The sequence below is a fragment of the Enterococcus sp. 22-H-5-01 genome, from assembly GCF_050310005.1.
Lineage (GTDB): Bacteria > Bacillota > Bacilli > Lactobacillales > Enterococcaceae > Enterococcus_A > Enterococcus_A hailinensis.
In genome coordinates this window covers 2039126-2063387 of sequence record NZ_CP189993.1, presented here as the reverse complement: position 1 = coordinate 2063387, position 24262 = coordinate 2039126, and the positions used below count along the sequence as shown (strand labels likewise).

The window sequence follows — 24262 nt, the reverse complement described above, 5'->3', positions numbered from 1 at the left end:
TCATAAACCAAGAATAAACTTCCTTTATTTGACATCAAATGAAACAAAAAAATATTAATGAGTATTGATTTTAAAGATAAACAAAGAGCCCTTAGTTCACTAAGGGCTCTTTGGCGATAACTTATTAAATTTTCTTTGCTTGCTAGTCTAGTTTTCTCTTACGATAAAAATAGATCGCTACCGATAGACATACTAGGAACAAGCCGATATAGATGATTCGATCTAAACTTTCTGATCCAGTAGATGGCAACGTGCCTCCAGAACTACTTCCGCCAGTGCTGCTTCCTGTACTAGATCCACTACCGGTACCAGTACTCGTTCGACTGCTGCGACTGCTTCCATTAGAGGTGTCATCTGCACCACTACCTTGGGTATTGGGTAGCCCACCTTGCTCATCATCACTGATTTTCAACGTATTGATCAAGTCATAACCATCGATCGTACGTTCATAACCTTCGACTGTCGCTTCATCTATTTTATAGACATAGGCTTTGCCATTCGCATCTTTTATTGGCAGATTTTCAAATTTATAACGCCAATTCGTTGCTCGACCAACAACTTTTTCTGCGATTTTTTCATCATTTTGGAAAAGATACACAGTAATCGTATTTGGTCGTAACCTTGCGACATCGTCATTATCTTCCCATGTTTTCTGACCAGAAATATTTTTAGTGATCAATGTATTTTTTACATCCATCCCTGTTTCAGTCGGTCGATAATTCGGAATAACGCGATTGCCGGATTCATCTCTCAAGACTTCTTTCACTGAATACGTATAGGCTTTACCACTTGCATCGTATTCAATCAAGTCTTTGAAAGTATAGCGCCAGTTTTTTTCAGCAGTCGTCTCAGCAAAAACATTGTTCCCATCAGTGTCTTCGTAGACTTTACCATTTTGATACAATTGGACTTTAATCGATTCTGGTCTTGATTGATAAAGATTCTCTTGATCGTCCCATGATTTTTGTCCGCTGACTTCAATGGTATTCAATGAATTTGTGATCAACGCTGTCGAATTGTCATCAAAGTATTCTACGTTATCCGTGTAATTTTTCAAATTATCTGTCATTACTTCTTGGACAGTATATTCATATGCCTTACCATCTTTATCGAATTCAAGTAATCCATTAAATTCTGTTGCCCAGCCATTTGCTTCATTGAGCTCAGAAATGACTTCTTTTCCATCAGCATCTTTATATACTTCTTTATCTTGATACAGTTGGACTTTGATGCTTTCTGGTCGCGTTTGATAGGCATTCGATTGATCGTCCCATTCTTTTGTAACAACCTTTTTGATTGTCTGTAAAGTGTTCGTGATCACTGCTGTCGTAGTATTATCTTCCGGATCGTCGACTTTATTCGTATAATTTTTCAAGTTGTCCGTCATTACTTCTTCAACTGTGTACTTATATGCTTCGCCATTTGCATCGAATTCGGCTAATTCAGTGAATTTCGCCGTCCAATTATTTTCTTCATTCAGTTCGACGATTCCCGTTTTCCCATTCGGATACGTATAATCGAAACCATTTTGTTTCAATTGGACTTTGATCGATTCAGGACGCACCGCTAATTTATTACTTTGGTCGTCCCACTCTTTCGTGACTTCTTTTTCAATCAATTGAAGTTCATTTTTGATGGCCATTCCATTCTCAAACGATTGGTAATTCTTCAAGTAATCTGTTTGGATCTCTTTGACTGAATAGTTATATGCCTTTCCATCTGGATCAACTTCTGGCAGACCTTCAAAGCGGTACTTCCACTCACCTTTTTCATCTGCAGTTACTAGTTGAGTCACTTCTTTTCCGTCTGGATCTTCAAATGCCTTATCATTTTGATACAGTTGAACTTCGATTTGCGTTGGGCGGACTTGATAGCTATTATCACTGTCTTCCCAAGTCTTCATACCTTCTACGCTTGTTAGACGATACGTATTCGTCACCGTCAAATGCTGCGCATTTGCAGTGTAGTCAGGTTGGACGTTAGTTTCTTCGACTGTATACGTGTAAAGCTTTCCTTCTTTATCTTTTTCTGGGAGATTATAGAAGGTGTAGCTCCAATCATTTTTAGCTTCTTCAAGCGTAATCTGATAGTCTTCACCTTGACGATTTCGAATCATTTCGCCATTTTGTAATAACTGTAGTGTCACATCTTTACGCAAGTCGCTGCAGTACCCTTGGTCTTGCCAAACCTTATTGACCGTGATATCTGTTACTGACAGCGTATTGGTGATTTGTAATGAACCATCTTCTACGATGTAATCTGGACTAAGAATATCGTTCGGGTTGATAGCGATTTCGCGTACAAAGTAATTCATTAAGACGCCGTTTTTATTTCGTGCAGGTAATCCTGTGATATTCAACGTCCAAGTCCCAGTGTCATTGACTGGCTGGGTGATAACAAATTGTCCTAGACCGTTGTCATTTAGATCCGTTGTTACGAATGGTGCGGCATTTGCTGCTTCCGTTCCTTCTGCATAAGCATACAGTTGGAAACGAATCGCATTTGGTCGTGTGAAGAAATTATCCTCTTGATCGTCCCAGGTCTTGTGGACTTCGATCTCGACTTTATTAACTGAGTTCGTCAATATTCCTTCATTTTCTGCCACAAAATCTTTATCTGTTAAATAGACTTCTTCACCTTCTGAGTAGTGAAGATTTTCTTTCACTCCATAGATTGCTTCATTACCATCTGGTGTAACCGTTGGGAGATCTGTGAAACGATAGTCCCAACGACTAGCAGTCGTATTTCCTGTAATTTCCTGTGTCGTTTTGACTGTATCCGCTGCATCGACAAAAACTTCTTTGAATGGCTTGAATTGCCCATCGGCCATTTTGATCATCAATTCTAGTTCTAGATACTCCGGTCGCAAACCATAAAAGTTATTTGTGTCGTTCCAATGCTTCGTTCCAGTGATTTCTTTCGTCAGTAAACGATTGGTTAATTCTTTTTGGTCATTTTTTCCTTCGTAACCTGCGACTTGTGTTTCACGGATCGCATAGTCGATCGTCTTACCTTTAGCATCGTACCTTGGCAAATCACTAAATGTGTAGCGATACTGATCTGCATTAGCTGGATCTTTTTCCATTGTTGCAGTCACGGCCTGACCATTTTTTAGTACAACTTGATACTCATCTTGGCTATCCAATCTTGAAACCAATGTAACCACTAAATTATCAGGACGGATGCCATATTTGTTGCCATTGTCTTCCCATATCTTCGTTGCTGTAAAATCTCTTACAACTAATGTATTTTTTAGATTCATCGATGCTTGATCATTTTCTTGTACTACTTCAGAAGTGTAATTATCTGAGAACGCGACTTCTTTTACCGTATAAACATAATCATTACCGTTCTCATCGGCTTTTGGCAGATTCGTGAACTGATATGTCCATTGGTTTTTATTCTCAGGATTCTCATTACTTGATGTTACATCGATTGGTTTGCCGTACTCTTCATTATTTTGCAGTAACTGGACTTTGATTGGTTGACGTGTAGCGTATTGATTTTCTTGGTCATCCCAAGTTTTTGTGCCCTCAAGATCCACTGTTATTAACGTATTCTTTAAGTTAAAGGTGTAATGTGGAAAACCATCTTCTACAGTCAATACTTTATCGATAGAAGAATCATACCCGGCAGAACCGACGAACTCTTCAGTCACCGTATATTCATACTTATTTCCTTGAACATCAGTATACGGTAAGTCTGTTCTTCTTGCTTGCCAGCCATTTTCTGCTGTAAGCTCGATTGTTTCTTTTATTTCAGCTTCGGCAGCATCCGCAGTTTTACCCTCAAGGGTTAAAATTAGCTTAGCCGGCAATTTAATATTGTCAGTACCGATCCATTCTTTTTCAAAATACATATTTGTTTTGACGCGATTCGTCATTTGAATCGTTGGTATCACATAGTCCTCATCAGCTGGCTCTTCTGTTGTATTACCCAGTGCGATCCGACCGCTTTCAAAGACCGTAAAGACTTGTTTTCCATCAACGATATACTCTTGATTCGCTTTCGTTGCAACTTCTTCGATTTGATATTGACCGGGGCTTAAGGCACCAATCGTCAGATTTCCATTTGCATCAGTGAGATAAGTTTTCTCTATCTCTTTAGATCCTAAGTTTATTAGTCTAAACTCGATATTCTCCAGATTTTTTGAACTCAATTCTTTCTCATCGGTCAACATTTGGCCTGTTTTTTGTAATTTGATCGTCCCTGTAACTGGGAAATTACTGATATTAGCGACTAAATCACCATCATCATTGACTGTGACTGCCCCAGCAACCTGTTCCCAACCAGTGATTTGATCTTGTTCTACTACTCGATATGAATACTCGTTTCCATCCACGTCTTTCTTAGGTAGATTTTTAAACTCATATTTGAACTCATTTCCTGCAGTTGCATAAACAGTGTCGACTGGTGAGTAATCCTGATCATTTTGAGTTTTGCGTTGCAATTCGATCGTCACACCAGGGTAAGAAACGGCATTTTCTGTCTCCCAAATTTTTTGACCTGTTAAATTAATTGTTTCACCAGGAAAATTCTTAACAGCTAGATAAGTATTCCCACTATCATCTTCCCTTAATTCAACACCTTTACTTGCAGCATCTGCCTCATCACCTAAAATGATCGTACCTGAGCTATCGATTTTAATTTGGATCGCTGTCGCTGGAGTACCAAAACGAGATACCGTGTTGGATGGGCTGCGTGATTCATACAACCAATAGGTTCCACGAGGAATCAGTCGAACTTGAGCTTTCCCTTGATCTTCACCGTCACCTTCAGTGATGGCTTGTCTAATAGCCAGTGGACTACGGTTAGCATCTAATAATTTGAAAGTAGCACCATTTAACGCTTCACCTGTCTCAGCATCTAATTTTCTCAATGATACATTGAAGTTTCTGGCAGAACCAGTTACCCAGCTACCATTACCTTCTACTCCTGTATTGCTGTCTCCCGGAGCAGTCGTTGTTGCAGTACCTTCAATTTTGATCGTGTTTTTCACTTTCGTATTGTCACCATAGCCGACAACATTTACTCGATAATTGATAATCAATGGTTCTGTGATCTTCAGATCTTCTTTAAATGTGATCGTAAAACCATCAAGATTAGATGGACTCGTATCATATTCAAGGAAATAATCGACATTTCGAATCAATTCGCGTTCTGTATCTGCTACCCAATTATCGTCTACTTGCTGTTCTTTCGCGTAATAGATTTTTAGAGAGTTCGTTACTAATTGCGTTACTTGTACGCCCTCTTCGACATCTAATGTATCCGTGATTTTAGTGTTTTCATACGTTAGGCGGTTCCCATTTAGTACGACTGAGTAGTCTACATGAGCAACATCCGTACTAGATGCTGCATAACCGACACCACCTTTACGATTTGGTGTCGCTGCCCAAGAAAATGAAACTTTGGCATCGTTATCATCTTTAATTATCTTTCCGTCATTTCCAAATGTATACTCGGTAGTAGCCGTATTTAAATAATATGGTTGAATTTCACCAGTCAACTCTGTGGTAATTTTCATTCGTACGGGGTGGTCAATCGTTAATTGATGGTCTTTATTTAACGTATAAACTAGTTCACCATCTTGGAAAGTCAATTTACCATTTTCTTTGAATTGCTCCGTCATGTCCCCATTAACTTCTTTAGATGTGTCAACAACTTTTCGACCACTAGTATCATATTTCAATGCTTGAAAGACTACATGGCTCCATAAATCAGCTGTATTAAGACTTTGTTTGCTAGTTGCTACCTGCTCCTTACCATTTTCATCGGTACTGCCCGCTTGCAGAGGATCTTTGATGACTAAAGATTTCAATGTCTCCCCATAGGCATTAAAATCAAGAGTCCATTCTATCTTTTTGTCTTGGAAGTTTCCGACTCCTGATTTTGACTCGGCACTCCAAATCCTATCAGGAATGTTTCCATTAGAACTGCTCTTGCCCCAGTCTTCGCCTTCAGAGCTAAACAAATAGGCCGTATTAGTGAAATCATTGCCTGTTTTTTTATTTAAAGGAGTTGTCAATAATGGCTCTCCCTCAACTGTTCCAAAAACTTCTGTATTAAAGACATATTGCGTGTTGTGATTTATCGCAACATCATGGTCGATATTTTCAGTAAATCTAATCATAACACGTTGCGGATCCGCTTGCCCTCGACCAGTATTTTTATTCTCACTATCGATCAAAATGATCTCATACTGATTCTTATCTAAACTAGGTATTGAAATATCATTTTTTAGAGCCGCAAGTAATCGTTCCTCGTATTGGCTCTGGCTAAGTTCGCCTTCGTAATATGCAAAAGAAGCTGGCATAAAACCCTCAGGCAACACGTCGATCACATAACTGTCTTTAGTAATCGGGTTGATATTACTATAAACTGTGATACCAAATGCTACATTCTTTTCATTATAATCAATTGACTTTGTTTCTTTGACAATATTCGGGAAAGTATCTGTTTTTCCAGAATTAATTCCCATCATTTCTGCTGAGTTACTGATTTTAAAGGCGTAAGCATCGCTAGGACGATTGGGGATATCCTCCTTTTCCACCATTAATGTATAGGTGATAGTAATAGTACCAGTGATAGCTGTTTTAAATTGGATTTTAATTTGTCCATCTAATTCTTGGACCCAACTATAGTCAGTACCCTCAGTTAATGTATTAGTTCCATCTGTCACCGAAAAAGCATCTGCTTTCGGTATGACCATAGTACTTGTAATAAAGTCACCATTTGCGTTAATCCAACCAGCTTTTGGTATATCCATGATATAGACTGGATTATTACTATTTGCTGGGATCGTCAATTTTTGCTCATTCATCGTGATAGTATAACTTCCAAGCACATTTCCATTTTCATCGACTTTTGATGTACCTTGCTTTTGGAGCCACCCGGATTGCTTGACTGTCACAGTTTCTTCAGCTGTAATTTCCTTTAAACGAGTATCTTCTGTTAGATCTTTCAAAGTTACGTTATTCACATATTTGATATCACCTGCAGAAATATTTTGACCAGCATCTGTTGTTGCCGTTGTGTTGAAATTTGCTTTGAATACACCGGCAAATGTTTCTCCGTCTTTTCTTGTGATCGTTGCTTTCCAACCTTTTAAATCGTTGTCATTTTTTTGTTCATCGTCCCAATGAACAGCAGTTACTTTAACAGTGTATTCATCTGTATTTAATTTCTGACCGTCACCATCAATAAATTCCATCTGATCCAATTGAGCCTGTGTTAAAGTATGTGTTTTTGGGTTTTTTGGCAATGTATCTGACAGCTCTAACCCGGCAACTTGATTCCCTTCAGTATTGGCAATTACTGTCCAAGCAATATCTTTAAAAATAATATTTCCTTTATTATCTACTTCCGTATTCGGCAAGTTTCCTTCTTTGCTCAAGCTCATATCCTTTTGTAAACTAGGAAGTTCGATTTCACTCCGTGTTTCGTCATTTATTGGGATCTTTATAAGCGTATCTTCATCACCATAATTCCCTAAGGCATTTAGGTAAATGGTTGCTGTTCCATAACTGTCACTCGTATAGATAAGACTTTCTGAAAAGACCATCGTCATATAGCCATCACTTGACATTGTATAAAATCCAATAGTTTCAGATCGACCATTGACGATTCCTTTGATTGGTTGAGGTGTAGCTGTGGCTAAGAAAGAGACACCATTATTATTTAATTTCAATGTATAAAATGAACCTGCAGTAACAGGATTAAGATCAACTAGTTCAGCACCTTCTTCTGCCGGAAGTAATCCATCCAGCGCCCAAGAGAAAGTGATTTCCTGACCGTCTTTATTTGGGATGATTTCTCCATCTTCATCACCATTGATTTGAATCTCAGTAATGATCGTATTCCCTTTTACTTCCTCTAGACCTACAGTCATCTGATGATTATCATCACTGAACATTGACTTTAACTCATCGATACTTGTTAGATAAAATTTAGACTCTATATTATCCCAATCATGCCCTGCTGCACTTGGAATAGCTGTGATAACCAAATCATTGACACATTTTGCGTATGTTTCATTGACGATTGGCCCGTCCAGTTCTTTTAACTTAACGATAACAAAACTAACTTTCTTATCTTCACGGCCATCTGTATTGATTGTGTACGTATCACCTGATTTCGTAACTGTGACACCATTCACCATTGACCCATCAAGCGGCAACGCTGTTCCGATCGTATTCAGATCTAAAACATATAATGGATCTTGAATATCATATTCTAGAGAATTGATGTTTTCAATCATATAAACCTCTACATACGTGTCTGCATCTTGGTGCATAGTTCCAGTAATATCTAATGAGAACGTCACTTCTTTAATCTCATGTAGCACTCCCTTAGTGGTGGACGAATCAGGAGAGTGACTGAACTTCCCTGCATTGATAACCGTTTGTGCTTCCGCTAAATTTCCCTCAATCTTCTGTTCTTTAGCTGAATCAAGATTAGGTAAATAGCGAACGTTTTGCATCGCAAAAGTAGAATTATAACCTTCCGTCGAATGTTCACCATTCAAATCTATTTCTTCTAAAGCACGAGATTCACGTGATTGGTTATTTTCTGTCGTTTCTTCCGGTGGGGAATTCGATGATTGATCCGTTTCTATTTCATCTTCTACTATTTCATCCGATTCTTCTGGCGATAATGTTACAGAATCATCTTCTGAGACAGAAGAATCATTTGACTGCGAAGAGGATGGCTCAGATTCTTGTCTGATACTAGTTGTTGTCTCTGTCGCACTCAGTTCATTGGCAATTACGTTCAAAGGTAACGACTGAAGCAAGATTGTTAAAGTCGCGAAAAAAGTTAAAAATTTACTTTTTTTCATCTTTCATTTCCCCATTTCATATTAATAAAGTTTATTTATAGTTAAATTTTAACATCCATTTATTTTAATATCGAAATTTAAACTATTTTTTGTTTTTTTTGACTATTTAGAATCATCTAAAAATTTAAAATAAATTAATTTTATTATTTATGATAAATAGTGGTCTTGGGAGTCTACATAAAAAAAGAACCTCTATTCATTTACTTAAATGAATAGAGGTTCTTTTTTTAGTTCAACGCATCAATTTTCGGAAGACATATGCCAGTGCGAACCACAGTACGACGCTGACACCGATCGTGATCATCCAACCAGAAGCATTGTTTTCTAATGGCAGCGGCATGTTCATCCCAAAGAATCCAGTAATGATCGTCGGGATCGTCAATAAGACAGATAGAACAGTCAAGATCCGCATCGTATCGTTCAGATTATTGTTCAAGACATTGTTATAGGTGCCGGATAATTGCTGCAAGATTTGTGAAGACAATTTGGTCATTTCGACTAATTGCTGAGCTTCGATCATCACATCATCCAAGCCTTCTTTTTCTTCATCGGTCAGACGGCGATAAATGCCATGCGTTTTGATTTGTTGCACTAACAAGACATTTTGCCGAGAAGCCGTCACAAAATAGACGATCCCAGTCTCTAAGTCTGACAGTAATAATAAGTTTTGTTTGGTAGTTTTTTGTTTTAACAATTGGCTGATGCGCTTGCGGTCGCGATCCATCCCTTCAACAAATGGGAAATACTCGTCTGAGATGACGAACAAACAGCCAAATAAAAACTCATATAAACTACTCTCAGGATTGCGATCCAAATAATTTTTGAATTTGAAATACAAGTATTTGCTTTGTTGATTGGTCACGGTGATCAAGGTCCGATCCACTACGAGAAAAGTCATCGGTACTGTCTCATAATGGTTATCGATCTTGCGGCGATTTGGCACATTGAAGATCAGCATCAAAACATCATTGTCTTTGTCATAATCTAAATGGGCACGTTCATTTCTATCTAATGAGTACTCGACAAAATCACTGTCGATCCCATAATCCCGGTATAAATTTTTTAATTCATCTTTATCTTCCGCATCAGTATTGACCCAGCGGTTCATCTTATGATTGAATACTTCTTTTGTATACATGGATCTATCTCCTAGCTATCGTTTTATCCGTTTGCATTCTATCATAGAAAAGTTAAAATTACTGCTATAAACGTACAATTGTTATGCTAAAAATAGAAATTTTCGATTCTCCTTCAATCAGCAAAAAAAGAACATACCTAAGTATCTAATGCTATAAGAAATTTGTTTATTCATTTGATTTTTACACAAAGAAAAAAATCTGTACATTGCTGTACAGATTTCTATTTTTTATCGATCGCAGAGTTGTTCATCAAACGATTGATATGGACTCCTAAAAAAACAATTTCATTTTCAGGGATTTTACTCGCATATTCTTGATCGATATATGCTTTTACTCGCGTCGCAATATCCATCGCATTCGGATACAGATTCCACATTTGTCGATAGAGTCCTTCATCCTTTTCTTGAGTCAAATCGTTTAAGAAAAAACGATCAACAAAGAAGCGAACATGTGTGATGAAACGACTGTAATGAATTGAATTCGTATCTACATCTTGTTGGATAGAATATCGAACCAGATTGACAATCGTCCCAATCAACTTGGCTTTGCGTAAACCATCTTGATTCTCTTCATTACCGGATTGCGCATTAATTAAATGAAATGCGATATTCGATGCTTCTTCTTTCGGCAAAGCGACGTGATAGGTGTTAGTCAGTATTTCCATTGCCTGTTCAGCCACTTCAAATTCAGCGGCATAATAGTTTTTTATTTCCCAATACAATCGATTCGTGACACTCAACCCTTTTTGTTGCCGCTCAACGGCAAAATGAAGGTGATCAGATAAGGTTAAATAAATCGTTGAGTTGAGCGTATACGGCAATCGTGTCTCTGCTAGTTGTACGATTTCCTTCGTCATTTCAAAATATTCTAAAGGAATCTCATCTACTAATGCTGCAAATTGACTTGATTTTGTTTCAGTGATGGGTAAAAAGACTTGATCGATTTGGGTATCCGCGATTACTTCGCCAGCTTTTTTACCAAAACCGATTCCTTTGCCCAAAGCAATCATTTCTTGTCCTTGATTATCAACTAAAACAACACTTGAATTCAATACTTTCTTTATTTGGATCATGCTGCTACGCTCCTCAACAATTATTCAGCCAAACTCGCGCCATTTGTTGCAATCACTTCTTTATACCAATCGAAAGAATCTTTTCGAGAACGGTCATAACTGCCATTGCCTTCATCATCTGCATCAACATAGATAAAACCATAACGTTTTGAAACTTGCGAAGTCCCTGCACTAACTAAATCAATAGGTGCCCAACTCGTGTAACCAATCAAATCAACACCCTCATCAATGGCTTCTTTCATTTGTTGAAAGTGTGCTTTGAAATAATCCATCCGATAAGAATCGTGGATCTGTCCATCTTCAACGACATCGACAGCTCCCATACCGTTTTCTACAATCATCAATGGCACTTGATAACGATCATATAAATCGATCAAGGATATTTTCAAGCCTTTAGGATCGATTTGCCAACCCCATTCAGTCGATGGTAAATTAGGATTTTTCACTCCTAAAACAGTATTTCCCGGAGTCCGTTCTGCAAGTGGATCGCCGGATTCTGCCATCGACATATAGTAACTGAATGTTAGAAAATCGACGGTGTTTTCTTTGAGGATCACACGATCTTCGTCTGCCATATTGATCTTGATACCGCGTTTTTTCAAATTGCTCTCGATCAATCGAGGATAGGCGCCTTTAACCTGAACATCGGCATAAAAATTATTTTCTAAGTTTTTCTTCAAGGTCAATTCGACATCCAAGGGATCACAGGTTAATGGATAAGTCATCAATTTCGTGATCATACAGCCGACTTGATTATTCGGGTTGATCTCATGAGCAATCTTAGTGACTAGCGCACTTGCCACAAATTGATGATGCAGCGCTTGATAGATATCCTGTTCTTCTTGTCCCGCTGCGCTTTGTTCTGGAATGATTCCAGCAGTTGTAAAGGGATGACGATGGATACTGTCGATTTCATTAAAGGTCAACCAATACGTCACATAGTCTTTATATTCTTCGAAACAAACGGTTGAAAAACGGACAAAATCATCAATGACTGACCGATCGACCCAACCATTCTTTTTTAGACTCAACGTTAAAGGCATTTCATAATGCGAAAGAGTCACGATTGGTTCAATCCCTAAGCGTTTCATTTCTTTGAATACTTCTCGATAAAATGCGACACCCGCTTCATTTGGTGTTGTTTCTTCTCCGGTCGGAAATAGACGTGTCCAAGCAATCGATAATCGAAGTACTTTAAAACCCATTTCTGCAAACAAGGCTAAATCTTCTTTGTAGCGATGATAAAAATCGATACCACGACGTTTTGGATAGATCGTGTCGGATTCATCAGCCATTGCTTCTTCGACCGCAGCAACTGTTATGCCCATGTGCGCAGCAAAATTTTTCACATCAACGTCAGGTTTATACGTAGCAACATCGGCGACCGATAATCCCTTGCCGTCTAAATTCCAGCCTCCTTCGACTTGATTGGCGGCGATAGCGCCACCCCATAAGAAATTTTCTGGAAAAGTAGTATTCGTCATTGTGTTCGTTCTCCTTTAACTATCAGTATATTTTTATTTTTTACTAAAGTACTGGTGCAATTGAAAGGATGCCCGCTTCAGAATTGCCTGAAGTCGTTTGTTCAATTGGCTTGATCACAAACTCTTCTTTATTAGTAACGACACAGATGACCGTCGGATCGTATCCTAAGTCTTTGATTGCTTCTAAATCAAAATGGATCAACGGTTGGCCTTTTTTTACAACATCTCCAGCTTTTACATAAGCAGAAAAATGTTGGCCTTCTAATTGGACCGTATCAATCCCGATATGGAAAAGCAACTCTGCACCATTTTGTGTTTTTAAACCAATTGCATGATTGGTTTCAAACAACATTGTTACTTCGCCTGCTTCTGGTGCGATTAATTCTCCGCTATCAGGAATCACTCCAAATCCTTCACCGATCATCCCACTTGAAAAAACGTCATCATTGACTTCTGATAATGAAACGACTTGTCCAGTGATTGGTTGAGATAAAATTTCTGACTGTGTTTCAGGTGTTGTATCTTGTTCGACTACTTTATCTTTAAATAAGAAAAGGACAAAAGCGAACGAAGCTACAAACGATATGCCTAGTGTAACTAAAGCCCAAATTAAATTCATTGGATTTGACTCATCCACAAACATCGTGATACTTGCTAGACCAGGTCCGACTAAAGCAAATGCTTTGATAGCGAACAGTCCTGCGGTCGTTCCACCGATCAAGCTGGCAGCCATGACCCCGTACAATACACGCTTGTGCAAAATCGTGACACCATATAATGCAGGTTCAGTGATACCAAAGAGTGCAGAGATTCCTGCTGAGATTGCTGTAGAACGCAAACGTTGATCTTTCGTTCTGATAGCGACAGCAAAACATGCCCCTGATTCGGCGATATTATGTGCCAAAGAAGCAGGTAAATAAAGTAATTCTGCACCCATTTCTCCGATGGATGATACAGCATAAGGAATCATCGCTTTGTGCATCCCGGTCACGACCATCAATGGCAAAACTGCTGCCAACAAGCCTGTAGCGACCCATCCCAAATGTGCATATAACCAAACGATTGCTGCTGAGAAGACGGTCCCGACTTGAAAGCCTAAAGGCCCTAAGATTAATAAGGCGATCGGTACTGTAATCAATAAACTCATCATCGGTACAAAGAAAATTCTAATCGGTTTTGGAGAGAATTTGGTGAACCATTTTTCCATTTGAGAATAAAATAATACAGTTAAAATTGCTGGGAATACTTGTGATGCATAGGCGATATTTTCCAACCCAAAGCCCATAAACTTAGCGCCTTCAGTCAACATAGTTGTCATATCAGGCAAGATCAGCGCACCGACCGCTGATACGGCGACTAACTGATTGACCTTTAATTTATTCGCAGTCGTCATCGCTACCAAGATAGGCAAGAAGTACAGCGGTGCACCGCCAATCAAGTTCAATAATTGATACGTTTGACTTTGATTATCTAAAATTCCGATCAAGGATGCCAATAGCAACATTGATTTCAAGACACCACCACCAGCGATTGCTGGAATCAACGGTTGAAAAATCGAAATGATGAAATCAAGTAACACTGCACCAAAGGACTGTTTCTTTTTATTGGGAGCTTCACTAGTATCCAGTTGATGGCCTAAAACATTCATTACTTCGTCATAGACTTCCACGACATCATTTCCAATGATGACCTGGCATTGCACATTTTGACGAACACCAATCACGCCATCGACCTGTTCTAATTTTTCTTTTTGCGCTAAACTGTCATCTTTCAACGTAAAACGTAATCGCGTTGAACAATGTTCTAAATGAGAGATATTTTCTTTACCGCCAACCAATGCCACGATGGATTTTGCCGTTTCTTTTGTATTCATAAGTCATTCTCCTTATAATTATTTTTTCTTCGTCGGCCAAACAAAGAAAAAAAGCAGGCAGCACCTAATAAAACAATTCAAAATCCCTAGAGATTTCTTTGCTTTAATAGGTCCTGCCTGCATTACCAGTCACATGCCTGTTTATTAATTGAATGATAACACGCGTTCGTTGAAACCGCAACCATTTTTTTGTTTCTTTTCATTTTTTTTATTCAATCTAAAAAAATCCTCGGTCGATAGCTCTAAAAAAGCCCAGCGCTTTTCTTGCGCTAGGCCTTGATTGGTTTAAAAAATTTGGGTTTCGATCGTTTCGATGTATTTGGCGCCAGTGACTGTATCAAAGAGTTTTTTGCCGTCTTTTTCAAACAATTCTACTAGACACATCATTTCTAATTGGGTGCGGATCTCATCGTCGGATAGATTCCGATTTGGGTCAGAAAAATTCCATTGATGAGCTTTTCCATCATTGTTGGCAAAAGTAGCCGATAATTTCAGCATTGGTTTTCCTCCTTACTAAGTTATTTGCTGATGCGTGATTGTTGGGTCAAGACTACACTGTCTAAGTCGTGCTCGGCCGACAGATTAGCCATGATCTCTCCTAGCAGCAACACTTTTTCTTCGGCGGGGGCATCGATCACATTTGTAAAGTTGACATTGCGTTTTTTGCCTTCTTCGTTTTGCAGTTGGACTTGCAGCTTATTGCCTAATTTTTGGATCATCGCAAAACACTCCTTTCTTGTTTTTATAAACGTCGCGACGGTTTACACTAGTACTAACGAACCCTTCGTTTCAGATGTTCAAGAAGCTTCATCGTTTTCTGCCCAATGTTGGGCCAGTCGCTTTTTCCAATTGCAGACTGTTCCAGCACTGACGTGATAACGCTCGCGGATCTGCTGATACGTCAGTCCCTGTATTCGACTATAAAGAAAACGTTGCTCCCCTAGACTCAGCTTCGGCCACAGATGTGCAAGTTGATCGGTCCATTCGATATCATCCTCGGATAGGAGCGATCGTTCTTGCCAGTTGCTTTTTGCCCGTTGTAAAATTTTTTGCTGCCGTTGCTGTTTTCGCTGGGCATCGCACAAACGCCAACGTAAAAAATGATAGATTAGGGTGACTTGCTTACTGTGACAGTCTGCAAAACGCAGAGAATTTTCAAATAAGGCGATCCGTAAAATCTGTAGATAATCTTCGTAGTCAGGATTGCTGCTAAATACCCGGCAATCCCTCAAAACTTTCAGGCATAGTGCTTCGTATTGTTGGACAAATCGTTCTGCTTTTTCTGCGTGCATCTTTTAAGTCTCCTTTGCTTTTTGTATTTACCGGCGACTTAAAAATGCCAGAAAAGGCCATTACTTTCGAAAATGAATCATGCACTAAAAAAGATCATGATGCACCCTTTTTCTCGTAAAAGCCCGTCATAGCGTATACATAGTTCAGACTATCGAAACAAATAAGCAAGATTCGATCTGTCTTTTTGCCTGATCCTTTGGCAGACTATGGCCACATGATCATGTAATAAAAATAGCGAAAGAAGGAACGCATTATGATTATCGACATCAGTGAATGGCAACATCCCGACCAGATCAATTATGCCCAACTCGCCAAGCAGATCGACCATGTGATCGTCCGCATCCAGTATGGTTCCGCTTATTGCGACAAGTATTACCAAACTCACTTGCAACGATTCCAAGACTTGGGTATCCCGACGGCCGTCTATGCTTGGGTCCGCGGCACGAGTCAGGCAGACATGGCGCAAGAAGCTCGAACCTTTTATGAACGGGCAAAAATTTTTCAACCAAGTTTTTATTGGCTAGACGTCGAGGAACAATCGATGGCTGACATGCGCGGCGGCGTCGAAGTCTATCGGCAAACCTTGAAAAAATTGACTAATCAAAAAGTCGGCGTCTATGTCGCCCATCATCTTTACCGGCAATTCAATCTAGCTGTCGATCGATTCGACGCCCTTTGGCTGCCAAGTTACGGCCAGAATACTGGCAGTTATCAAGGTGTCGATCCAACTGTCAGTAAACAGTATGATCTGCACCAATACACATCCAACGGCCGTTTAGCAGGCTACAACGGTGTTTTGGATCTCAATCGGTTATCTGGCAAAAAGGCTTTGAGCTATTTCACTGGTAAAACTGGCAGCCCCGCTGCTTGGGGCATCGCTGAAAAAGGTTACTTCACTCTTGGGAGTGCCATTCATCTGCGTACGGCCCCCAGCACGAGTGCCCAAAGCATCGCTGTTTTACCCGCAGGTTCCGTCGTCCAATACGATGCCTTCGCTCATGAACAAGGCTATGTTTGGATCCGCCAAAAACGCAGCGATGGGACTTATGCTTATCTAGCCACTGGAAAATCAGATGGCAAGAAACGGACCGATGCCAGCTGGGGAATCTTTAATTAACGCAAAAAAATAAGCGGTGAAAGGAAAAATCCTTTCACCGCTTATTTTTTATTTGTCCACGCGCATGAAACCTCAGTTGGTCGGCATATAGTAGCCATCTATATAAAAATACCATGAATTAGTAAAATCATTACTTTAAAACTTTATTATTCTCACTTATTTTACTTTGACTTTTGAATCAACATTATCTATAGAAATTATTTTTATAAAAGAAAGAAATAGCTGGATCATAGGTCCTAGTAAAAAAATTGCAAAAAGCGTTCCAATTCCCACTACTCCGCCTAAAAAGAATCCACTTACAACAATTATAAAATCCATTGTTATTCTACCTTTTTGTAAAGAAACATCGAATAAATCACAAATACAAAACATTATTCCCTCTAAAGGACCAGATCCCAAACCTCCAGTTAGATAAACAGCAGTTCCTAATGCTATTAAAATAAAACCGAGGAGAGTAATAATAAGATTGTTGTGAAAAAACGTAATAGAATTAATCATCGACGCAGTTATATTGATAATTTCACCTACTAGTAAAGTATTGATAATACTCCCTATTCCTAACATTCTATGATTATAAAGAAAAGAAATCAGTAAAAATAACAAACTGATTATTTGACTCCATCGTCCAAAAGGGATTGTTGAGTGATTCATCAATCCTAAAATCAATGTACTAATTGAGTCAAAACCTTGATTAGCTATCACAACTGTCTCAATTCCAATTCCCATTAAAATTGTTCCCATAACTACTAAGAATAAACGACTCAAAAAATTCTTATTCATCAACATCTACCATTGTTTTTAAACGCAAAATGAATTCTTCGTAATCTTCACTTTTACTCAATAATTTGGTATTGACTGGTTCTGAAACAATCTCAATGAATTTCTCAAAAAAATGGTTGAATTCATCTGCTTCTTCTTTGTTAATTGCAATATAAGCAATTAAACTGACACTGTTTTCAGCCCATACTAGTGGTTCTTGTAATGTCATAATAGCTACACCGCTTTTTAATGCTTCTAACTCTACTGAATGTGGAACTGCAATCCCCGAAGGAAAACTAGTGGGAGACATTCGTTCTCTTTTTTCTACTCTTTTTAAAAAAATAGAATCTACAAATCTCTCATTTACCATTCTTTGATTGATTTGTTTACGGATTTCAATTGGTTTTAAACCTACGGGATCAATTTGATTAAAATACAGTTCTGGTAAAATAAATTTTTCAATTGCTTGATACATATGCCGTTTTTCTTTTTGAGACATTAGAGAACGGATTCGATTTTCAATTTTTTTAGCATCTTTATTGGTCAAAAATGGATGAATGAAAACTGCACCATCGTGTAAAGAAGCTAGAGATCGATCAGTTGTTAATACTAAATCACAAATTGTATGCACTACTTCATCCTTTTCTTTAACAGAAATATTGATAAGTTCTCCAAAATAATCTTCAAGCTGTTTTCTTAGTTTTTGGCCGATATCATGATAATCGTTTACAACTAATTGAATCCTTATTTGATTATTGAAATTCTTTTGTGTCTCAAGAAAAGAACCAATATGTAAAGCAATAAATGAAATTTCATCGTCATTGAACCAAATATCTAGTTTATCTTGAATCAAAGAGGAGATATAAATGGCCAAATCATAAATTAACGGATAAGCAGTTTTCAAATCTAGTAAGTTGCTATTACGTGTGAATGTTTCATATTGAGATCGATAGTATAGACTCTGTAGATGAATCGCTAATTTATTAAAAAAATCTTCGTCGTGTAGATCAACTAAATATGTTTTTCCTACCTCTTCTAAAACATCATTTAGAGCAATAATTATTTTTTGATTAACAAAATTAGAAAGTTTCTGTCTATCATTTTTCGCCAACGACTCATTTTGTATTCCAATAAATAATAATGATAATTGTTCTATTTCTGCCTGAGAAAAATAAATATCATATTGTTGTATTAATTTATTACTAATTTCTTCAGCAATCAAAAACTCATTACTATTTTTTATATGTCCATCATTTTTTTTATTCTTTAAATTATGTCCCTGACGAATACGATCAATACTAATAGCAAAATGTAAAACAATATTATTCAAAGAGTATTGATTAATTTGTATATTTTTTTTAGATAATACATCTTTAATCGTCACTTGTAGCTTTTCGAGTGAAATATAACCTATCATTTTTTGGATACTGATTTTTAACTTTTCTTGAAGATCACTTTCGTTGTATAAAAGAGAAATAATATAACGTCTTTTTGCTCTTTCTGGCCCTATCAATTTAACATGATTTTTTTCAATGATTATTTTGATCGTATCATTTGTTATCTCTTTCTTTAATTGCTGGATATCACTTTTCAAAGTAGATTCCGAGATAAATAATTTTTCTGCTAGTTCATAAAAATCAATACCCTCAGATGAATATTTCAAAAGTTCTAAAAATATACGGGACTTCCGATCTTCAGTTTCATCTGATTTTATATCTATTCTCATATTCAATTGGTAACCTAAATGGCTTGTCAAAATAAGGCCAGGATTTTCCTCATTAATTTGGACGATACGATTACGAATTGTGCGAGTCGTATAGTTACTAAATTCGGCTAATTCTTTTGAAGTAACCCAACGTTTCATTTTACTCAAATAATCAACTAGCTCTTTTTCCTTCTTAGATAGCATTTTTACACCTCCATACAAAGAAAAGTTGATCTAAAAGATCAACTCTTCAATTGATTATAGAAATTCTCCATTTGATTCAATCACTTTTTTATACCAATTAAAGCTATCTTTTTTGATCCGTTGTCCAGTTCCATTTCCCTCATTATCTAAGTCAACAAATATAAATCCATATCGTTTTTCCATTTGTGCAGAAGAACAACTAATAATATCGATTGGTCCCCAAGCGCAATAAGCGATTACATCTACGCCATCATACATTGCTAGTTTCATCTGTGCAATATGTTCTGATAAATAAGATATTCTATATTCATCATGAATTTGTCCATTTTCTAGTTTATCATACATACCGAAACCATTTTCGGCGATAATGATTGACTTATGATAACGATCCCAATATTGTGACAGCGAATTATACAGACCTTGCGGATCAACCGCCCATCCCCAAGGATTAGCTTTCAAATTAGGATTAGGAGTTACCGATGATGGCTTCATCGTATTCTTAGAAGCATCTACCATTTGTGAGTAATAATAAGATAGTCCCAAATAGTCCATAGGATAATTTTTCAACAATTGCTTATCTTCTTCCGTAATTTCTAATCGAATATTATTTTCAGCAAAGTAATTTAATGCATATTGCGGATACTCCCCCAAAAATTGGACATCTGTATAGAAATACTGCATCCGGTTACGACGTAAAGCCAAATTGACATCATCGGGATTACAAGAATATGGATACGCTGTACAATCAGCCATCATTGTTCCAACCATCATCTCAGGATTAATTGATTTAGCATATTCAACTAATTGTGCACTAGCTACAAATTGATGATGCACAGCTTGGAAACTAGCTTCTTCATAGTTTTCAACAGTATCATACGGAATCGCCGTCGAATTGAATGGTTCAAATTGAATTAGATTAACTTGATTGATTACAATCCAATACTTAACTTTAGATTTGTAACGTTCTAATACTACTTTTCCATACTTAACAAATAAATCGATTACTTTACGATTATTCCATCCGCCGTATTTTAATGTGATTCCTACAGGTGTTTCATAGTGCAAAATAGTAATTATTGGCTCCATATCTAGCTCAATAATTTTATCAATTAAACGATCATAATATTCCAATCCTTTTTCGTTTGGTTCATCTTCTTCACCAGTTGGAAAAATGCGGGTCCAATCAATAGATGTCCTAAAGGTTTTAAATCCCATCTCACTAAGTAATTCTAAATCAGATTCATAGGTGTGATAAAAGTCAATCCCATAACGTTTTGGATAATATCCATCAAGATCCTCTAAATTCACTTTAACGTCTGCTAAAGACATTCCTTTATGTTGTTCTTCAGCAATTTCAGCATTGCTTTTATTTGGATAATATTTGTGTAAGTCGGCGAGACTTACACCTTTCCCATCTATTTTATATGCACCCTCAGCTTGGTTTGCTGCAATTGCTCCTCCCCATAAAAAATCTTTTGGCATTTGATAATTTTTCATCAATTTTCCTCCTTATATGATTTACTATTTATGACTAAATGCTTCAAATAAACGAATCAGATGTTCGCCAATTAATATTTCACTTTGAGCAGTCATTAGTGTATCTTGCGCATGGCAGAATAAAGTTGAATAACGTATTTGTTCACCTGATGCTTCTAACTGTAAGGTATTTGTTTGCAATCCATGAGCAATTACAATTTCCTTACGCGCCGCTTGGACTTCTTTTTTCGCTTTGGAAAAATCCTTAAATTCTAAACTTTCTAGTGAGTGGACTAGATAATCTCGAGCATTTCCTGCATGAACTAAAATGTTCATAGATAACTGATTCAATTGATCATTTTCCTCTAAATACTCTGCCTCTTTCATATAGAACCTCCTGTGGAATCGTTACTTGTTTTTTTATTGAACTACTTCTGCTTCTTCATCTAATATGTCTTGAGCTTCTTGTTTTAATAGCGAATTGTCATAAGCCTTAAAGAATGGTAAAAAGATTAACCAAGTAATGACAAAAATTAATAAACATACAATAACAGCACGCCAATCTTGAGTGGCAAAATAAGAAGTAAATGGATATGGCATATACCATAATAAAAACGTATTAGATGGAATATTTACTAATCCTAATGACATGGTTACATAAGCAATTGACGGAACAATAATGCTATTGATCCACATCGGTACCATCAGATATGGATTAAAAGCGATAGGTGCACCAAAAACTAATGGTTCATTGATGTTAAAGATAGATGGAATAATTACAGCTTTCCCTATTGCTTTTAATTGGGCTGATTTACTTAATAGCAACATCATCACAGATAAAGCTAATGTAGCTCCTATCCCCCCCATTGAAGAAAAAGCGTAACAAGTTTCTTGGGTTGCGATATTTACTGCATGTCCACCGTTAGACACTGCTTCAGCGTTTGCAGCTAGTCCTGACATATACACTGGATAAATAACCGGCATCATAACCCAACCAGAAATACCAAAGGTATATAAAAATACTGGGATGAAAACAGACAATACAAACCCTGGATAAGATTGTACAATGCTAGCTAGGGGACTAAAAACTAATAAAACAACATCGAAAAAATCTATTCTAAATTGAAATGTAATTAGCCAACCAACAAATAATATAAAGGTTATCGGCAGTAAACTGTTAAACCAGCCAACAACGAAGTCGGGTATAGGAGTGTCTTCGCTAAAGAAAGAGTATTTTACTGAAAAATTCATCACAAATCCGACAAATAGCCCTGTAATCATTGCTAAAAACATTCCTGTAGCCCCGAAGCGTGAAAGAATAAATATTGCCTCACCATCAGTTGTCATGGTTGGAAATAATAGCATCATAAATAGTACTAGTGCAGTCGCTCCAGAAATTAGCTTTTGACCTCCAAATCCTTTTTTCTCCATTAAGTAATAAGGTATTAAAAAAGCGACTACTAAAGCGTACATTCCAAATGAAAAATTACTAATCATCGAAAAGTCGGGCATATCACTAAAAAAATTTTTTAATAAAGAAACAATTGTCACTAATGATCCAACAAAAACTAACGGTAACGCGATCATGATTGAATCTTGAATAGATGATATCCAAGGATTTTTTACTATTTTATTTACTTTAGGTGCAAAGGAATTCGTCATAAAACTCATAATTTTATTCATCAATTAGTCCTCCATTTTTAAAATCATATCTAAAGCCTTTTCTCCATTCAACGTGCCATATACTGTTTGAGGAATCACAGCTGCCTTAACTTTTTTACCTTTTATTTGTTCTTGAAGATCATTCAACATATAAGATAGATGAGGACCAATCAACAAGTAATCGATTTCATTAATACGATCATCTAACTGAGATTCGCTTGCTGCCTTTACGCTCACATCAATTTTTCTTTTTTTTGCTGCTTTTCTAATTGCTGCTGCCATGAAACCACTAGATGCACCAGATCCACAAATTAATAAAATATTTTTCATTTTCTTCACCACTTTCTTTTATTTACAAGTTGATTATAGGAAATTCTCTAGACACTCTCAAACTAACTTTTTTCCTATAGATGGGAAAAATACTTAAGTTATTATTGACCCCTTTCTGAATAGATATATATAAAGTTAAAATATGGATAGTCAACGTATTAAAGATTTATTATTCTTTCTTAAGTACTGATTATCTTTAATTAACGCAAAAAAATAAGCGGTGAAAGGAAAATTCCTTTCACCGCTTATTTTTTATTTGTCCACGCGCATGAAGCCCCAGTTGGTCGGCATATAGTAGCCATCTACTGTCATGTCCGACAGATTGCTTGAGACCAGCTGCCCCGTGATGTGATAAATGCGTCGAGCTTGCCGCTCAGCGCCGCCAATTTTTGCTAACAACCCTTCCAGATCGTATTGTCCCATCAAAAAGTAGTGAAACTTATAGCCCTTCAAGCGTTCATGAGTGATCGCTCCTTCAAAGGTCAATAATTTTTGTAATTCTTGATCAGTAAACACGAGATCCGTTGGTGTCAGCGTCAAACCTTTGTAGTCAAATGAATCTGCCATTTCGTTACCGCACCCCTTCGACTTATTTTACCACATCAAAAAGCAGAAGCACTACTCTTTCAGCCAAGCCTCGGCTGACTGGACTTCTTCCATCAATAATTGATGGCCGCCGTTGGTGTCTGCTATCGTTAGTGCGGCCCCGCGTTTGTCAAAAGCATCGGCCAAGTCCTTGAAGGACGTCTCACTGACGATCTGATCCCGCCTGCCGCCATAAGAAGCCCAGACTTTTTTGTCTGACAGATCAAAAACTTTGGTGTGCACCCCTAGCGACATCGGATGGAAAAAGATTCCTTGCGTTAAGGACGTTTGACGTTCCAATAACAGATGAGCCGCGATATTCGCCCCGTTTGAGTAGCCCACAAGGATCCACTCCGCTAAATCGATGTCTTTTTCTGCACTGATCCGAGTGATCTCTTTTAATAACTGATCCGTTTCTTTTTCAAGACTGACAAAATCAAATTGATTCAAACCATTGCGACGAAAGAAACGATTCATCCCATCTTCTTTTACCTGACCTCGTAAAGACAAAATCGTACTGTCGGCATCCAATAACCGCGCCAAGTCGATCAAAGAAGTTTCATCACCGCCTGTGCCGTGCAACAAAATAAATTTTTTGCCGGTTGGTTTTCCTGCTTGATACAAATACTTCATCACTAGCCACCTCGCTTACTAATTGTAAGTTACCATGAACAATCCATCGATTCAATTTTTTTGTTTCAGCTAATAAAAAAGCAGTTAGCTG

Annotated in this window: 17 protein-coding genes; 1 reads left to right on the top strand and 16 read right to left on the bottom strand. The window is 37.5% G+C overall.

Features of this window, described 5'->3' with window-relative positions:
* Positions 1-142 precede the first annotated feature (142 nt).
* The 8 genes from ACQKTA_RS10430 to ACQKTA_RS10395 all read right to left on the bottom strand — a co-directional run bounded on the left by ACQKTA_RS10430 (position 143) and on the right by ACQKTA_RS10395 (position 15699).
* Complete coding sequence (locus ACQKTA_RS10430; RefSeq protein ID WP_427813678.1) at positions 143-8839, bottom strand: Cna B-type domain-containing protein; 8697 nt, start codon at positions 8837-8839, stop codon at positions 143-145.
* Between the two features lie 232 nt (positions 8840-9071).
* Positions 9072-9977, bottom strand: coding sequence for a magnesium transporter CorA family protein (locus ACQKTA_RS10425; protein WP_427813677.1), 906 nt, complete (start codon positions 9975-9977; stop codon positions 9072-9074).
* A gap of 221 nt (positions 9978-10198) precedes the next feature.
* Positions 10199-11050: a PRD domain-containing protein gene (locus ACQKTA_RS10420; protein WP_427813676.1), complete on the bottom strand. Its 852-nt coding sequence runs from the start codon at positions 11048-11050 to the stop codon at positions 10199-10201.
* 20 nt (positions 11051-11070) lie between these two features.
* Positions 11071-12534, bottom strand: a complete 1464-nt coding sequence (locus tag ACQKTA_RS10415) for a glycoside hydrolase family 1 protein (RefSeq protein ID WP_427813675.1) — start codon at positions 12532-12534, stop codon at positions 11071-11073.
* Between the two features lie 43 nt (positions 12535-12577).
* Positions 12578-14407, bottom strand: a complete 1830-nt coding sequence (locus ACQKTA_RS10410; RefSeq protein WP_427813674.1) for a beta-glucoside-specific PTS transporter subunit IIABC — start codon at positions 14405-14407, stop codon at positions 12578-12580.
* 285 nt (positions 14408-14692) lie between these two features.
* Positions 14693-14905, bottom strand: coding sequence for a DUF2922 domain-containing protein (locus ACQKTA_RS10405; RefSeq protein WP_332654372.1), 213 nt, complete (start codon positions 14903-14905; stop codon positions 14693-14695).
* 20 nt (positions 14906-14925) lie between these two features.
* Entirely contained in the window at positions 14926-15126 is a 201-nt protein-coding gene (locus ACQKTA_RS10400) for a hypothetical protein (protein WP_332654370.1), read from the bottom strand.
* Positions 15127-15204: 78 nt separating this feature from the next.
* Complete coding sequence (locus ACQKTA_RS10395; RefSeq protein WP_427813673.1) at positions 15205-15699, bottom strand: helix-turn-helix domain-containing protein; 495 nt, start codon at positions 15697-15699, stop codon at positions 15205-15207.
* Between the two features lie 254 nt (positions 15700-15953).
* Between ACQKTA_RS10395 and ACQKTA_RS10390 the strand changes: the two genes are divergently transcribed.
* Entirely contained in the window at positions 15954-16817 is an 864-nt protein-coding gene (locus tag ACQKTA_RS10390; RefSeq protein WP_427813672.1) for a GH25 family lysozyme, read from the top strand.
* A 156-nt stretch (positions 16818-16973) separates the two neighbouring features.
* Here ACQKTA_RS10390 and ACQKTA_RS10385 read toward each other — a convergent pair whose 3' ends face one another.
* The 8 genes from ACQKTA_RS10385 to ACQKTA_RS10350 form a co-directional block, all read right to left on the bottom strand.
* On the bottom strand, positions 16974-17558 hold the full coding sequence (locus tag ACQKTA_RS10385) for a YczE/YyaS/YitT family protein (protein WP_427813671.1): 585 nt from the start codon (positions 17556-17558) through the stop codon (positions 16974-16976).
* Positions 17559-17589: 31 nt separating this feature from the next.
* Positions 17590-19485 carry a BglG family transcription antiterminator gene (locus tag ACQKTA_RS10380; protein WP_427813670.1) on the bottom strand — a complete coding sequence of 632 codons (1896 nt, stop codon included), beginning with the start codon at positions 19483-19485 and terminating at the stop codon, positions 17590-17592.
* A gap of 54 nt (positions 19486-19539) precedes the next feature.
* Positions 19540-20982 (bottom strand): glycoside hydrolase family 1 protein, encoded by a 1443-nt coding sequence (locus ACQKTA_RS10375; RefSeq protein WP_427813669.1) that lies wholly within the window; start codon positions 20980-20982, stop codon positions 19540-19542.
* A gap of 24 nt (positions 20983-21006) precedes the next feature.
* Complete coding sequence (locus tag ACQKTA_RS10370) at positions 21007-21348, bottom strand: PTS lactose/cellobiose transporter subunit IIA (RefSeq protein ID WP_427813668.1); 342 nt, start codon at positions 21346-21348, stop codon at positions 21007-21009.
* Between the two features lie 33 nt (positions 21349-21381).
* A complete protein-coding gene (locus ACQKTA_RS10365; protein WP_427813667.1) occupies positions 21382-22644 on the bottom strand; it encodes a PTS sugar transporter subunit IIC in 1263 nt (420 codons plus the stop codon).
* 3 nt (positions 22645-22647) lie between these two features.
* A complete protein-coding gene (locus ACQKTA_RS10360) occupies positions 22648-22953 on the bottom strand; it encodes a PTS sugar transporter subunit IIB (RefSeq protein WP_427814549.1) in 306 nt (101 codons plus the stop codon).
* Between the two features lie 252 nt (positions 22954-23205).
* Positions 23206-23520: a hypothetical protein gene (locus tag ACQKTA_RS10355; protein ID WP_427813666.1), complete on the bottom strand. Its 315-nt coding sequence runs from the start codon at positions 23518-23520 to the stop codon at positions 23206-23208.
* A gap of 51 nt (positions 23521-23571) precedes the next feature.
* Complete coding sequence (locus tag ACQKTA_RS10350; RefSeq protein ID WP_427813665.1) at positions 23572-24171, bottom strand: alpha/beta hydrolase; 600 nt, start codon at positions 24169-24171, stop codon at positions 23572-23574.
* Positions 24172-24262 lie beyond the last annotated feature (91 nt).